Consider the following 13,828-nt stretch of genomic DNA (forward strand, 5'->3'; position numbering starts at 1 on the left):
CCCGCAGACGGCATGGATCAACGACCCCAGCAAGCGCAGGGAACCCGCACCACAAACCTCATAGCGTCACGACCGTCTCACTGGACTTGAAATCTTCCGAGGCCCGACCGAAGGTGAAGCGTGCGCGCCAGTTCGGCAAGTACGGGTGTGACCGCGGTTTGATGATGCTGGACGCTCTGGACGATGGGCGTGGATGGCAGTGCATCCAGAAGCGGCATCTGGATAGGCGGTCGCCTCGCCACGGGCCCAGCCCACGGCGCTATGTAGCGGCGCGTAGAGCTGGCATGTACGCTGCGCTAGCTGTCGCGGGCAGGCAAGCCCGGTGCCCGGCCGCCTTCCGTGAGGGAATCACGACCGGATCCACCTTGTGCGCCTCCAGGGCTCGGCGCCTGTCTCCGTGGGGGGAGACCGAGCCGGAACCCGACTGCGACAGCAGGGTCCGGTCGCCGCCTCCGTGGGGGAGGCCGCGACCGGACCCATATCGGCTACCTGACTGAGTATTCGCGAGCCCCGGGCGGACACCTCTCCAAACCGTCAATCCGATAACCCTTTCGGTAGCCACGTCTCCGCGGCCGACTTGCTCCCGGTCGCTGATGACCCCGCCGCCCCATCGACAAGTGAACGGATGGCGTCCGAGCGTCCACCGACGGTCAGAACGCCGACCGCCAGTCGACGCTCTCACCGCAGCCGGGCCACGGCGGATTTTTCGCGGCCTGGAACGTCCAGCGGAACGACCTGCGCCCCGAGCTGAAGGCGTGTCACGCCTTCCCAAATACGGGCGACACTTTCCTGCTCCCCTCGCCTGACCGCTCCGGCCGCTCCCTACAGGACCTGCGAGTTGCTTCGCCCGGCCGCCTGGAAGCTGTGCCCGCTTCCCAGCTACGGGCAAGAGGCGTGTGGGGTCCGCAGGTTGTATGGATTCATGGAGTTCCTGTTACGTGGGAGGGGTCTCCGCCCAGGGCGCGGTAAAGCTGCGTCCAGCGCAGATCTGTCGTTGTCGCGGGCTTGCCGTCGCAGTACGCCTTGGTGCCGTTGGCCGTGTAGAAGCGCATCATCGTCAGGACCGAGGTCGGGTCGGACTTCTCCCCACCCGTGTAGCGGGTCCCCGGTTCCTGCTGCTGGTGCTGCAGGCAACTGGGCGAGGGCGTCGCCGGGTGGGCGTCGAAGCTGCCGTTCTCGTTGCCGCCGCACCCGGTGGTGAGGGAGCAGAGCGTCAGGGCGACGACGAGCGCGGGAAGCGCTCGGCAGCGTCCGGTGGTGGGCACGAGAGGGACCTCCTGCTGCTAGGGACCGGTGGCTTTACAGGGTGGACGGCAGGCTTCGCACAACCAGCCCGATGCCGACGGTGACGACGAGCAGGGCGGTCAGCAGCGCGGTGTACGGGGTGATCCGGCTGACCGTGCGAAGGAACGGCCGGTCGGCGGCACTGGCCAGGGAGTCGCTGAGTCGGACGAACAGCAGCCCTGCGGCTGTGAGAGTGCCGGCCATGCCCACTCCGTATGCGACTACCAGGCCTGCGCCGAAGAGTGTGCGGCCCAGTGCCACCGCGCCCAGGAGGACCACCAGGGCGGAGGGGCTGGGCACCAGGCCCCCGGCGATTCCCAGTCCGATCAGGCCGCGCCTGCCGAGCGGCCGGTCGGGTTCGCCGTGGTGGTGATGGCGGGCGAAAAGACCGTGGCGGTGATGGTGGTCGTGAGAATGTCCGTGGTCGTGGGGGTGCGGGTGGTCGTGGTGGCCTGCGCCGTCCGCGTGGTCGTGGCTCTGGTGTTCAGTCTGGGCGGCCGGTGCCCCGGCGAGAACCGGAACGGGGGAGTCGGTGCGCTGGGCCGGGGTGGTGGGCGCGTGGTCATGGCGGTGACTGCGAGCGCGGGCGCGGCGGAACGCGTCGAGCAGTAGCCCCGCACCGACCAGGATGACCAGGGCGCCGCTGGTGACGCCGAGCCAGCCGAGGACGAGGTCGCCGGCCAGTGAGGAGAATGCGGTCAGGCATAGCCCGAGGACGAGAACCCCCGCGGTGTGGGTGACTGTGACGGTCGCGCCGACCGTGAGGGCGTCGCGGGTGCTTCCGCGTCGCCCGGCAAGGTACGCCGCCATGATGGTCTTGCCGTGTCCGGGCAGCAGCGCGTGGCCCGCGCCCAACACGATGGACAGGAGTACGGCGAGGAGGCCGACCGGCAGGGTCAGGTTGCGTGTCGCGCCCAGCCCGGCCAGCCTCGCGTCCAGCCGAGCGAGCCAGGCGGTGGGCCCGCTGCCCCGCGTGCCGCCGGAGGTGCCTGCAAGCGCCGAGCCGCTTCCGCTGCCGGGCACGGCGGTGAACTCGGCGTGCACGACACCGCTCGGGTTGTCCAGCAGCTCCCGCGGGTAGTCCCGCAGCTGATGGGAGATCGACTGCTCGGGGACGCTGCTGTCCCGCAGGTGGACGCCGTCGCCCGTGGCCGTGATCTCGTTCCACCCCACCCGCGTCGCATCGCTCCCGGTGGACACCCGCAGCCGCGCCCCGGCCGCGCCGAGGTCCAGCGGCGCCTGGAGGAAGCACTCCAGGCGGCTGGTCTCCAGGCCGGCTGAGCCGGGCGCGTACTGGAACCGCGCCGTACTGACCGTCCAACGCAGAGCGCGGCTGTCCGCTGTCACGGTGAGCCGCTCGGCGCTCTGCTGGCACTGCTGAGCGGCCCATGCGGCGCGCTCGGAGTCGTCAGCTGTGCCGTTGCCGTCGCGGTCCACCTGGGGCTTCTGCTGCAGGGTGGGGATCTCGGCGGTGTCGGTGACCGAGAGGGCCTCGACGCGGTCGGGGTGCACCGTCAGGCCGGTGTAGTGGTTGACGGAGAAGTTGCCGAGCGGGTGAGCTCCGGCCGGCGGCGTGATGACCGCGGTCAGCCATACGGTGCCAGCCAGCAGGACACCAGCTCGGGCAACGGAACGGGTGATTGCCACGTACTGCCTCCGGCGGATGGGCCAGGAGCCGCTCCGGTGGGGAACCTGGCAGGTGCGGAGCCGAGGGCCATGCACCGGCATCGGCCCTGACACCTTCGCCGGAGAACGCCGACGGCTCTGGCCACGACACGGCCGGCCCGCAACAGTCACCCGAACGGCCCGCATCACCTCCCCGGCCAGGCCGGCACGAGGCCTCCACGTGCAGACAGTTGAGCGGGATGGGAATGTCCGTTCCCGAACTGCCGCTGTGGTTCGTCCCCCCACTCCTTGAAGCACGCCGGGGCGCGCGATCAGCGCACCGCATCCCCCGTATGCCTCAGCGCGCCCCATGACAGCCCTGCGCAGTTGCCAGCATCATGCAATTACTAGCAGGAGGCTTCCCGGTGTGCCGTCCACGCCCCAGGTGAGGAAGAAACGCCCATGACCACCACAGCACCCGCCCGCCTCCTCGGCGGCAACATCAGATCGGCGTGGCGGCGCACAGCCGCCACGATGACCCGTCAGGAATGGTCCCGCCTGGCAGCGATGGCGGCCTTCATCACCGCGCTGCACGTCGCCGGCTGGTTCACGCTGGTAATGATCGTGGCGCCGGGGCACTACAGCGTCGGCACGAAGAGCTTCGGCGTCGGGATCGGCGTGACCGCGTACACCCTGGGCATGCGGCACGCCTTCGACGCCGACCACATCGCCGCCATCGACAACACCACCCGCAAACTCATGCAGGAGGGCAAGCGGCCCCTGTCCGTGGGGTTCTGGTTCTCCCTCGGCCACTCCAGCATCGTCTTCGCCCTGGCGTTCCTGCTCTCGCTCGGAGTCAAAGCCCTCGCCGGCCCCGTGCAGGACGGCGGATCGAAGCTGCACCAGGTCACCACCCTGATCGGAACCGCCGTGTCCGGCACCTTCCTCTACCTGATCGCGGCCATCAACCTGGTCGTCCTGGCCGGGATCTGGCGCGTCTTCCGGCGGATGCGTTCCGGGAACTTCGACGAAGCTGCGCTCGAAGAGCAACTCGACAAGCGCGGCCTGATGAACCGCCTGCTCGGCCGGGCCACCCGGTCGATCGGCAAGCCGTGGCACATGTATCCGCTGGGGCTGCTGTTCGGCCTCGGCTTCGACACCGCCACCGAGATCGCCCTGCTCGTCCTGGCCGGATCGGGAGCTGCCTCCGGCCTGCCCTGGTACGCGATCCTGTGCATGCCCGTCCTGTTCGCAGCCGGCATGTGCCTGCTCGACACGATCGACGGGTCGTTCATGAACTTCGCCTACGGCTGGGCGTTCTCCAAGCCGGTCCGCAAGATCTACTACAACCTCACCATCACCGGCCTGTCGGTCGCCGTCGCCCTGATCATCGGCACCGTCGAACTGCTCGGCCTGCTCGCCGGACAGCTCAACCTCCACGGCGGCCTCTGGGACCCGATCGCCACCCTGGACCTCAACGTCGTCGGATTCGTCATCGTCGGCCTGTTCTTCGCCACCTGGATCATCGCCCTGACCGTCTGGAAGCTCGGACGGATCGAGGAGAAATGGACCACCAACCTGCGCACGGACCAGTCGAGGCGGTGACGGCAGTGCCCTCGAGCGAGGGCTGACACACGCAGGCCCGACAAGGTCGGCGAGGCCAGGGAAGTGCGGAGTCACGGGACCTGGCTGAAGTTCGTCCGTCCGGGCGCAGCCGCTCAACCACGCGGGTGACTTGGCCAGTCCAGACCGCGCGCGTTCACGAAGTCGTGACGGGATCCGGTTCACAGTGCCCAGTGCGGCTGTTCAGCCGGACCCGCCGCCGAGGGCGCACTCAGCCCGGGCGGACACCGACCCGTCACGGAAGCGAGAACCCGACCGTATGAACGTCACACGCCGATCTGCCCGATCGCGCTCGACCGCCCGCACCGCGGCGATCCTGACCACCATGAGCCTGGCCCTGGCCAGCACCGCCCTGCTCGGCACGGGCGCCGGCGTCAGCGCCGCCTCCAGCCACCGCGAGGCGCCGCTGATCGCCGCCGACCCGCAGGTCGACAACACCGACGTCTACGCGTTCACCAGCCCCGACAAGCAGGACACCGTCACCCTGGTCGCCAACTGGCTGCCGTTCCAGGAACCCAACGGCGGACCGAACTTCTACCCCTGGGCCGACGGAGCGCACTACGACATCAACATCGACTCCCAGGGCACCGGCCACCCCGACATCACCTACCGCTGGACCTTCCACACCGAAGACCAGCGCGGCACCAACACCTTCCTCTACAACAACGGCGTCGTGAACAACCTCACCGACCCGACCCTGCTCTTCCACCAGTACTACACGCTGCAGGAGCTGCGCCCCGGCTGCGAGCCCAAGACCCTGGTCGAGCACGGCACCGCCGCCCCCTCGGACACCGGCATGGCCTCCATGCCGAACTACGGGCAGCTGCGCGACCAGGCCACCGTCCAGCTCCCCGACGGTGGGCAGACCGTGGCGACGCAGGCAGCCGACCCGTTCTTCCTGGACCTGCGGGTCTTCGATCTCCTCTACGGCGGCAACCTCTCCGAGGTCGGCCAGAACACGCTGGCCGGATACAACGTCAACACGCTCTCCATCCAGGTCCCCAAGAGCGATCTCGCTTTCAAGGGCGACGCGACCCGCAACCCCGTTGTCGGGGTGTGGAGCAGCACCGAGAAGCAGACCATGAAGCTGAGCCCCGGCGAGGAGCACCCGGTCGGCAAGTTCGTCCAGGTGTCCCGGCTGGGCAACCCGCTGGTCAACGAGGTCGTGGTGCCGGCCGGGCTGAAGGACGCCTTCAACGCGCTGCCGCCCTCCGAGGACCACAACCAGCCCGCTGTCGTCGCCAAGGTCCTCGACCCCGAGGTCCCGCACCTGGTCCAGAGCATCTACGGCATCCCCGCGCCGGCGACCCCGCGCACCGATCTGCAGGAGATCTTCCTGACCGGTATCGCCAAGGCCACGAACGGCCCGCTGGCGGTGGACCTCAACTCGCAGCTGATGAACCAGGACATCGACCCCAACAAGTTCGTGCCGGCCGAGGAGCTTCGGCTGAACATGTCGACCCCGGTCACCGCCAACCCGGACCGGCTCGGTGTCCTCAACGGCGACTTCCAGGGCTACCCCAACGGGCGCCGCCTGACCGACGACGTCGTGGACATCGAGCTCCAGGCGCTGGAGGGCGCCACCCCGGGCCACCTGATCCCGGCACTTGCCGCCGGCGACAAGGTCGACGCCGCCGACAAGCCGTTCGGCACCTCGTTCCCGTACGTGGCGCTACCCTACGCCAAGGCCGTCAACCAGGCCCACTAGCGGCCGGGGGGTGGGTACGCGGGCGGCTCCTCGCGAACCCACCCCCACCTGACGAGTAATGACCCTTCGGCTGACCGGGACCGGGACATGCGACGACTTCCGCTCGTGCTCACCACCACCCTGATGTGCGGTGCTATGGCCGCCGTCGGCCTGTGGCAGGAACGCCCCGCCGATCCGCCGTCCTCGTCGGACAACGCCCGGCGCGACAACAAGCCTCTCGCCACCGGCTCGCTGCCACAAGCGATCGCCGCCGACCAGCAGCGACTGCGCGCGGCCCCGCAGGACGCCCCGGCCTGGGCGCGCCTGGGCGCCGAGTATGTCGAGCAGGCCCGGCTCACCGCCGACCCCACCTACTACCCGAAAGCCGACGAGGCACTGCACCGCTCACTCACCCTTGTGCCAAAGGACAACGTCGAGGCGCTCACCGGACTGGGCGCGCTGGCCAACGCCCGCCACCAGTTCGCCCAGGCCCGCGACCTCGCCGTCCAGACCATCGCGATCGCGCCCCTGCACTGGCAGGCCTACGCCGTCCTCGCCGACGCCCGCACCCAGCTCGGCGACGACACCGGCGCCACCGACGCAGTCCAGGCCCTGCTGGACCGCCAGCCCGGCACCGCCTCCTTCACGCGCGCCGCCTACGACCTCGAACAGCACGGCCGCACCGACGACGCCAAGCAAGCACTCCAGCAAGCTCTGGCTGGCGCCTTCGACCCCGCCGACAAGGCGTTCTGCCAGTACCAGATCGCCGAACTCGACCGCAACGCCGGCCACCCCGACCAGGCACTGGCCGGCTATCGGCAGGCTCTGACCGACGACGCCGACTACACCCCGGCCTTGGCCGGAAAGGCCCGGGTCGAAGCCGCCCTCGGCGACAACGATGGCGCCGTACGCGACTACGACAGCGCCATCGCCAAGGTCCCGCTGCCGCAGTACCTGCTGGAGCTGGGCGAACTCCACCAGTCCCTCGGGCACGCCGACCAGGCCCAGGCGCAGTACCGACTGCTGGATGCCGAACAGCGCCTCGCCGCGGCCAACGGCGTCGTCGACGACCTGACCATGGGCCAGTACCAGGCCGACCACGGCGACCCCGGCGAGGCAGTACGCCTCCTGAGGTCCGAATGGGGCCGGCGCCACAACGTCCTGGTCGCCGACGCCCTCGCCTGGGCCCTGCACCGCCAAGGCGCCGAAACCGAGGCTCTCGAACTCGCCCACCAGGCCCAGCACACCGGCTGGCATAACGCCCTGTTCGCCTACCACCGCGGCGAGATTGAACACACCCTCGGCCGGGACACCGCCGCCCGAGAGGACCTCACCGAAGCACTCCACGAGGACCCCTACTTCAACCCGCTGCAAGCCCCACGCGCCCACGCTGACCTGACAGCCCTCACCGGCGCACCCTGACCGGCGAACTTGTCCCCGCGCGGCCAGCACGGTCAACACTGACCCGGAAGCGATATGCGCCAAGGCATTTGGGGTTTGCCCCTCTGCAGAGGTGCCGCGAACGGTGGAAGCCGGTGACCAGCACCACAGGCGACTGAACCAGCAGGTTGAGGGCGAGCAGAGCGAAGCCGGCGCCGATCAGCCGCAGCGCGCGGCGCCGGCGGGGCTCACCCGTGCCGGAGAGCTCCCAGATCACCACGGTGGACGCGCCGATCTCGATCAGCGAGTCCACGCCGAACCCGGCCAGAGCCACCGAGCGGGCCGAGATCGCCGCCACGGCCAGCACCACGATGCCGACCACGTTCCACCCGAGCGTGGCGTATTCCAGGGCGAAGCCCCGACGGATGAGGGCGGTGCGCGAGATCTCGGTCATGGCAGTCACCGGATGATTCTCGCAAGCCGCCAACCGAAGCCGACGGTCACCTCCGCGCCGCTTCACCACGTGGAGATCCATCTCGGCACCAGCCGCCGTAGCGGTTCGGGCCCAAGGCCGGAGCCGGACGACGGGCTGCGGTGTAGAACTGCCGAAGGGCCGGGCCGAGAGGGCAAGCCGGACGGCACGCTCAGGGAGTGCCGAGTGCGGCTTCCTCACGGTCGAGGTCGTGCTGCAGGCTCCTTCGGGTGGCGTCGCTGATCCGGTGCTCGTCGTAGAGGCGACGAAGCTCGTTGCCCTGCACGGTGATCACCTCGTGGCGCAGCTCACGGTGGGTGGCGTCCACCGTGCTGCCGTCCGGGCCGTCGGCGCTGTGGTCGAGGCGGGCGCTCAGTCCTCGCCGGACCCGGTCGATGACGGCCTCGGGCATGGCCTCCAGGGTGGCGAGTTCCTCGATGTGGGCGAGTGCGGCGTGGTTGAGGGTGTCGCGGGCCTCGGCCTCTTCGCGGGCGGTGTGCTCGGGTTCCAGGGCCAGGCCGGAGCGGTTGACCACGGCTGCCAGGCTCAGGCCCTGGACGACCAGGGTGAACACCACCACCGCCGTGGTCAGCACCAGCACCAGCGGGCGTCCGGCCAGCGCGGTGCCGTTGCTCGCGACGAGCGGGATCGACAGGGCCGCGGCCAGCGGCATCACACCGCGGGTGCCGGCCCAGGTCACCACCCCGGCCACCCGCCAGGACATCCGGCCCCGGGAGGGCTTGACCGCCCGGGTCAGCGGCAGTGTCGACAGCACGCGCACGGCGATCAGCACGGCCGCCAGCGCGAGGGCCTGCACCGGCCACCAGCCGCTGCCCGCGGGCAGGCCGCGCACCAGCGCGGGCAGCTCCAGACCAACGATGCTGAACACCACGCTCTCCAGGATGAACACCACTACCGCGTACACGGCGTGCAGCTGCAGACGGATGTGGGCGTCGGTGAGGCGGTGGCCGGTGCGGCCGAGCAGGACGCCGGCGACCACGACCGAGGTGATGCCGGAGGTGTGCGCGGCCTCCGCCACCACGTACGCCGCGTACGGGGTGACCAGGGCGATCACGGTCTCCAGCACCGGGTCCGTGGTGCGGCGGCGGATCAGCCACACCAGGCCCGCGACCGCCGCGCCAATCAGGCTTCCGCCGCCGCCGAGCAGCAGGAACTCCCCGCCGGCCGCGGGCAGGCTCACCGTCGCCCCGGTGGCCACGGCGATGCCGACGGCGACCTTGAACAGCACCAGCGAGGTGGCGTCGTTGAACAGGCTCTCTGCCTGCACCAGGACCTGGACCCGCCCCGGCAGCGCGAGCCGGCGGCCGAGCGCCGTGACCGCCACCGGGTCGGTGGAGGCGAGCACGGCGCCCAGCACGAATGCCATCGCGGGCGGCAGCCCGGTCACCGCGACCGCCGCGAAGCCGACCGCCGCCGCGGAGGCGAAGACCAGGCCGAAGGCGAGGATCGTGACCGGCTTCCAGACTGTGCGCAGGTCGCGCAAGGAAAGTTCCTCGGCGGAGGCGTACAGCAGCGGGGGCAGCACGACCAGCGCGATGGCCTGCGGCGGGATGTGCAGCGCGGGCACGCCGGGTATCAGCGCCACCCCGAGGCCGGCCAGGACCAGCAGAGAAGAGGCGGGCACGCGCCAGCGGCGGGCGAAGGTGGCCACGGCAGTGGCCAGAACCACCAGGAAGAGGACGATCCCCACGGCGCGCATCTGCGAAAGACCCCATCACGACGAACGGGGTCGCTGCCGCCGATCGCTGCAGTCGTTCCCCGAGCCGACCAGGCTTCCCGGCACACCGTAGGTAATCTCATCGAGAATTTAGCAGGACGGTCCCAGCCGAGGGATACGCCGCTGGCGCCCTCGAAGCCATGGCGCACGCCCTGCCTCTGCGCATCCTCCCGCGTGGCCGCCAGATCGGGGGCGGAGTTCTCGTCGGCCAGGAAGTCGATGTGCACGTCGGAGATGACCTTCGTGTGTCGCCCGAGGACGAGGGGAGTCGATCCGCATCGACGCTCGCACCTTGCGTAGTGATCACGCTCGACTGGCGTGTCTGTCGAGGGTTTTGTGGTCCAGCAGACGGATGGTGCGGTAGCCGAGTTCGAGGGTGCCTTCGCGTTCGAGGTCGCGCAGGACCTTGTTGAGGCTGGAGCGTTGGACTCCGAGCATCGCGGCGAGGACCCGTTGCGGGAGGCGGACGGTGCTGGTGGCGGGGTCGGCCTCGGTGAGCAGGAGGCGGGCGGTCTGCTGGGTGAGGGTGGCGCCGAGCAGGTCCATGATGCGGGTCTGGGAGCTGGTGGTGCGGGCCGCGACTGAGGTCAGCCAGCGGCGGGCGATGGCGGGGTGGGCGCCGAGCAGGGCGTCGAAGGCGGCGGCCGGGATGAAGTAGGTGTCGAGGTCGCCGACGGCGCGGGCGGTGTAGGGGGGTGGCATGTCGAGCAGGAGCTGGATGTCGCCGTCGACGTCGCCGGGGTGGAGGAGGGCGACGGCGACGCGGCGCGGGCCGGTGCCGACGGTGAGTTCGGCGGTGCCGTTGCGGATGATCCACACCCCGGCGGAGGCGGTGCACGCGTGGAAGAGGACAGTTCCGGCCTTCAGGGTCTGCGGCTGGACGTAGCGGGACAGTGCGGTGAGGTCGTCGGGGTGGAGGGGGGCACTGTCGCCTCGGCCGACGCAGCGGGCCATCCAGGCTGCTGCCCGCAGGGCCATCGGGTCGGGCGCGCGCAGGCCGAGGAGTTCTGGCATGGCGGCCACTGTAGGCGGCACGGCGGGCGGGATGGGTGAGGACTGTCGGCGAGCCGACAGTCCTCACCGGTCAGTGGAGGTCGGCGAGGGCGGTCTCGACGGCGCGGTGGAAGGTCGGGTAGGCGTAGATCATGTGCCGCAAGCGTTCGGTCGGCACCTCGGCCTGGATCGCAACCGCGAGTCCGTACAGCACCTCGCCGCCCGCCGGTCCGGCGGTGGTGGCGCCGACGAGAACACCGCGGCCGGCGTCCTCGACGAGCTTGACGAAGCCTTCGTTGCCGGCCTTGTGAATCCAGCCACGGGCAGAGGACGGCAGCTCGGAGCTGCCGGTGCGGACGCGCAGTCCGGCGTCGCGGGCCTGTTGTTCGGTCAGGCCGGCGGCGCCGATCTCGGGGTCGGTGAAGGTGACCCGGGGCAGGGCGCGGTAGTCGGCGTCAGGTCCGGGCTCGCCGAGGATGTCGCGCACCGCGATCTCGGCCTCGTACATGGCGACGTGAGTGAAGGCGCCGTGGCCGGTGACGTCGCCGATCGCCCACAGACCGTCGCCGGCGCGCATCCGTCCGTCGGTGGTGATGGCGCGGGCGGTGGGGTCGAGGCCGACGGTGTCCAGGCCGAGGCCGGTCAGGTCGGCGCGGCGGCCGGTGGCGACCAGGAGCCGTTCGGCGGAGAGGAGTTCGCCGCCGTCGAGGTGCAGGGTGAAAGTCACCCCGTCGTGTTCGGCGCGCACCGCACGGGCGCATGTGCGGATGCCGATGCCCTCACGTTCGAGGATCTCGCCGACGAGGTGGCCGGCTTCCGGTTCCTCGATGGGCAGGAGGCGGTCGAGGGCTTCGACGACGGTGACGGTGGTGCCGAAGCGGGCGAAGACCTGGGCGAGTTCGAGTCCGATCGCGCCGCCGCCGAGCATGAGCAGGGAGCCGGGCGGTTCCTTGGCGGCGATGGCGTCACGGTTGGTCCAGTACGGCACGTCGGCCAACCCGGGGATGGGCGGGGCGGTGGGGCGGGTGCCGGTGGCGATGACGATGCCGCGTCGGGCGGTGAGTTCGTGGTCGTCGACCGTGACGCGGCCGGGGCCGGTGAGGCGGGCCCGGCCGCGGATGAACCGGCCGCCCTTGCCGGTGAGTCGGTCGACGGCGACCTGGTCGTTCCAGTCGTCGGTGGCCTCGTCGCGGATACGCGCGGCGACCGGCGCCCAGTCAGGGGTGACCTGGGAGGTTCCGGCGATGCCGGGTACGCGGCGGGCCTCGGCGAGGAGGTTTCCGGCGCGGATCATCATCTTGCTGGGGACGCAGCCCCAGTACGGGCATTCGCCGCCGACGAGCTCGGCCTCGATGCCGACCACGTCGAGGCCGGCCTCGGCGAGGCGTCCGGCGGCGTGCTCGCCACCCGGGCCGAGGCCGATCACGATCACGTCCGCCCGCTGCTGCTCGGTCATCGCCGGTTCCTCCTCGGGTGGCTCTGTCACGCTCCCCACGCTAGGCCGTGTCTCATAATTGATCTTGTGGTGGGTCGAGGAGAGATAACGGATGCTGCGTGGGCTCGTATAGAGCCGTTGTTGCCGCAGCGGGACGGGGCCGGGCGTCCTTGGCGGGACCATCGCCAGGTGGTGAACGGGGTGCTGTGGCGGCTGCGTACGGGTGCCCCGTGGCGTGATCTGCCCGAACGGTACGGTCCGTGGCAGACCGTCTACCGGCGCTTCGCCCAGTGGGAGAAGGACGGCACCTGGACCGCGCTCCTGCGCGAGGTCCAGGTCCGCAACGACGCGGTGGGGACCGTGGAGTGGACGGTCTCGATCGACTCCACCGTCGCCAGGGCTCACCAGCACGCCGCCGGCGCCCGCAAAAAGGGGGCCAGTCCGAGGACGAACCGGATGATCCGGCAGCAGTTGCGCGCCGCGAGGCGCTCGGCCGGTCCCGCGGCGGGCTGACCACCAAGATCCACCTGGCGGTCGACGGTCGGGGCCTGCCGCTGTCGATCGTACTGAGCACGGGCAACACGGCCGACTGCACGATGCTGCCCGACGTCCTCGACGCGATCCGTGTTCCACGCGTCGGGACCGGGCGACCGAGGACCAGGCCCGACCGGGTCGTGGCCGACAAGGCGTACTCCTCCCGGAAGATCCGCCGGCTGCTACGGCGCCGGCGGATCAAGGCGACCATCCCCGAACGCCGGGACCAGATCGCCGGCCGCGCCCGCCGCGCAAGCCGCGGCGGGCGCCCACCTGTCTTCGACAAGGCCGCCTACAAGGGGCGGAACGTCGTTGAGCGCTGCTTCGCCAAGCTGAAGCAATTCCGGGCAGTGGCAACCAGGTTCGACAAACTGGCCAAGCGCTACCGAGCCGGCGTCATCCTCGCATCACTGATCTTGTGGCTGCGGGCGGAGGAGCAATGACCCCGCCAAGATCAATTACGAGACACGGCCTAGATCAAACAAGAGGGTGAGCACATGACCAAGCCGGAGATCTCCACTCGGGGCTGGTACAAGAGCAGCTACAGCGCCCAAGCGACTGAGTGCGTAGAAACGGGGCGCGTCGTCAGCAGCGGCATGGCCGTGCGGGACTCAAAGGACCCCAACGGGCCGGCCTTGCTCTTCCCCGCTGCCGCATGGTCCTCGTTTGTCACCTCCATCAAGACTGGGGAGTTCCCCAACACCTGAACACCCTCGCGCGAGAAGTCGACCCAGCCGACTTCTCGCGCAAATCGCAAAGGAACTTGAGTGATGATCATCGACCAGAGCAGTCCGGAGCTGAGCCGTGCCACCTGGCGAAAGAGCAGGTTCAGCGCCAACCAGGGCAACTGCATCGAGGTCGCGGACGGGTTGACGAATGTCGTCCCGGTCCGCGACTCCAAGGACCCGAACGGACCGGCGCTCGTCTTCCCCGCCGACGCGTGGACAACCTTCATCACCTCCATCAAGACTGGGGAGTTCCCCAACACCTGAACACCCTCGCGCGAGAAGTCGGCCCAGCCGACTTCTCGCGCTCACTTGTCAGCGCCCAGCTGCTTCCACTCCTTGGGCAACTTGC

General features: G+C 70.0%; 12 protein-coding genes. 6 read left to right on the forward strand and 6 right to left on the reverse strand.

The genetic code is table 11. The features are described 5' to 3' along the window. Nucleotides 1-920: 920 nt before the first annotated feature. Both VM95_RS39440 and VM95_RS35380 read right to left on the reverse strand, forming a co-directional pair. On the reverse strand, nt 921-1,265 hold the full coding sequence (locus tag VM95_RS39440) for a hypothetical protein (protein ID WP_052707769.1): 345 nt from the start codon (nt 1,263-1,265) through the stop codon (nt 921-923). 34 nt (nt 1,266-1,299) lie between these two features. After that, complete coding sequence (locus VM95_RS35380) at nt 1,300-2,931, reverse strand: nickel/cobalt transporter (RefSeq protein ID WP_244179077.1); 1,632 nt, start codon at nt 2,929-2,931, stop codon at nt 1,300-1,302. Between the two features lie 420 nt (nt 2,932-3,351). Here VM95_RS35380 and nicT point away from each other — a divergent pair, with 420 nt between their 5' ends. The 3 genes from nicT to VM95_RS35395 all read left to right on the forward strand — a co-directional run bounded on the left by nicT (nt 3,352) and on the right by VM95_RS35395 (nt 7,621). Then, nucleotides 3,352-4,494, forward strand: coding sequence for a Nickel transporter NicT (gene nicT / locus VM95_RS35385; protein WP_244179078.1), 1,143 nt, complete (start codon nt 3,352-3,354; stop codon nt 4,492-4,494). Between the two features lie 277 nt (nt 4,495-4,771). Further along, a complete protein-coding gene (locus VM95_RS35390) occupies nt 4,772-6,220 on the forward strand; it encodes a DUF4331 domain-containing protein (RefSeq protein WP_045704905.1) in 1,449 nt (482 codons plus the stop codon). An 87-nt stretch (nt 6,221-6,307) separates the two neighbouring features. Further along, nucleotides 6,308-7,621: a tetratricopeptide repeat protein gene (locus tag VM95_RS35395; protein WP_045704908.1), complete on the forward strand. Its 1,314-nt coding sequence runs from the start codon at nt 6,308-6,310 to the stop codon at nt 7,619-7,621. Here the strand turns inward: VM95_RS35395 and VM95_RS35400 are convergent. From VM95_RS35400 to VM95_RS35415, 4 genes are all read right to left on the reverse strand, one after another. Continuing rightward, nucleotides 7,605-8,033, reverse strand: a complete 429-nt coding sequence (locus VM95_RS35400) for a hypothetical protein (RefSeq protein WP_244179080.1) — start codon at nt 8,031-8,033, stop codon at nt 7,605-7,607. The two genes, VM95_RS35395 and VM95_RS35400, sit on opposite strands and share 17 nt — an antisense overlap. 190 nt (nt 8,034-8,223) lie before the next feature. After that, nucleotides 8,224-9,771: a Na+/H+ antiporter gene (locus VM95_RS35405; RefSeq protein WP_045704910.1), complete on the reverse strand. Its 1,548-nt coding sequence runs from the start codon at nt 9,769-9,771 to the stop codon at nt 8,224-8,226. A 321-nt stretch (nt 9,772-10,092) separates the two neighbouring features. Beyond that, entirely contained in the window at nt 10,093-10,803 is a 711-nt protein-coding gene (locus VM95_RS45365) for a Crp/Fnr family transcriptional regulator (RefSeq protein ID WP_045704929.1), read from the reverse strand. Between the two features lie 70 nt (nt 10,804-10,873). Further along, nucleotides 10,874-12,268 (reverse strand): dihydrolipoyl dehydrogenase family protein, encoded by a 1,395-nt coding sequence (locus tag VM95_RS35415; protein WP_341846052.1) that lies wholly within the window; start codon nt 12,266-12,268, stop codon nt 10,874-10,876. 39 nt (nt 12,269-12,307) lie between these two features. On the opposite strand from VM95_RS35415, the gene VM95_RS40950 reads away from it, so the two are divergent. The 3 genes from VM95_RS40950 to VM95_RS35435 all read left to right on the forward strand — a co-directional run bounded on the left by VM95_RS40950 (nt 12,308) and on the right by VM95_RS35435 (nt 13,743). After that, nucleotides 12,308-13,194, forward strand: a protein-coding gene (locus VM95_RS40950; RefSeq protein WP_107073195.1) for an IS5 family transposase whose coding sequence is annotated in 2 segments (ribosomal slippage) — nt 12,308-12,662 and nt 12,662-13,194 — 888 coding nt in all. Because the reading frame shifts where the segments join, the coding sequence is not laid out codon by codon here. Nucleotides 13,195-13,248: 54 nt separating this feature from the next. Continuing rightward, nucleotides 13,249-13,458: a DUF397 domain-containing protein gene (locus tag VM95_RS35430; protein ID WP_045704916.1), complete on the forward strand. Its 210-nt coding sequence runs from the start codon at nt 13,249-13,251 to the stop codon at nt 13,456-13,458. 63 nt (nt 13,459-13,521) lie between these two features. Further along, nucleotides 13,522-13,743 carry a DUF397 domain-containing protein gene (locus VM95_RS35435; protein WP_045704918.1) on the forward strand — a complete coding sequence of 74 codons (222 nt, stop codon included), beginning with the start codon at nt 13,522-13,524 and terminating at the stop codon, nt 13,741-13,743. Nucleotides 13,744-13,828: the final 85 nt, after the last annotated feature.

It is taken from the genome of Streptomyces rubellomurinus (assembly GCF_000961885.1).
GTDB lineage: Bacteria > Actinomycetota > Actinomycetes > Streptomycetales > Streptomycetaceae > Kitasatospora > Kitasatospora rubellomurina.

What these genes read in the sequence shown, in the direction of transcription:
- nicT (WP_244179078.1), top strand. Translation starts at nt 3,352, where the DNA reads ATGACCACCACAGCACCCGCCCGCCTCCTCGGCGGCAACATCAGATCG.
- VM95_RS35390 (WP_045704905.1), top strand. Translation starts at nt 4,772, where the DNA reads ATGAACGTCACACGCCGATCTGCCCGATCGCGCTCGACCGCCCGCACC.
- VM95_RS35395 (WP_045704908.1), top strand. Translation starts at nt 6,308, where the DNA reads ATGCGACGACTTCCGCTCGTGCTCACCACCACCCTGATGTGCGGTGCT.
- VM95_RS35400 (WP_244179080.1), bottom strand. Translation starts at nt 8,033, where the DNA reads ATGACCGAGATCTCGCGCACCGCCCTCATCCGTCGGGGCTTCGCCCTG.
- VM95_RS35405 (WP_045704910.1), bottom strand. Translation starts at nt 9,771, where the DNA reads ATGCGCGCCGTGGGGATCGTCCTCTTCCTGGTGGTTCTGGCCACTGCC.
- VM95_RS45365 (WP_045704929.1), bottom strand. Translation starts at nt 10,803, where the DNA reads ATGCCAGAACTCCTCGGCCTGCGCGCGCCCGACCCGATGGCCCTGCGG.
- VM95_RS35430 (WP_045704916.1), top strand. Translation starts at nt 13,249, where the DNA reads ATGACCAAGCCGGAGATCTCCACTCGGGGCTGGTACAAGAGCAGCTAC.
- VM95_RS35435 (WP_045704918.1), top strand. Translation starts at nt 13,522, where the DNA reads ATGATCATCGACCAGAGCAGTCCGGAGCTGAGCCGTGCCACCTGGCGA.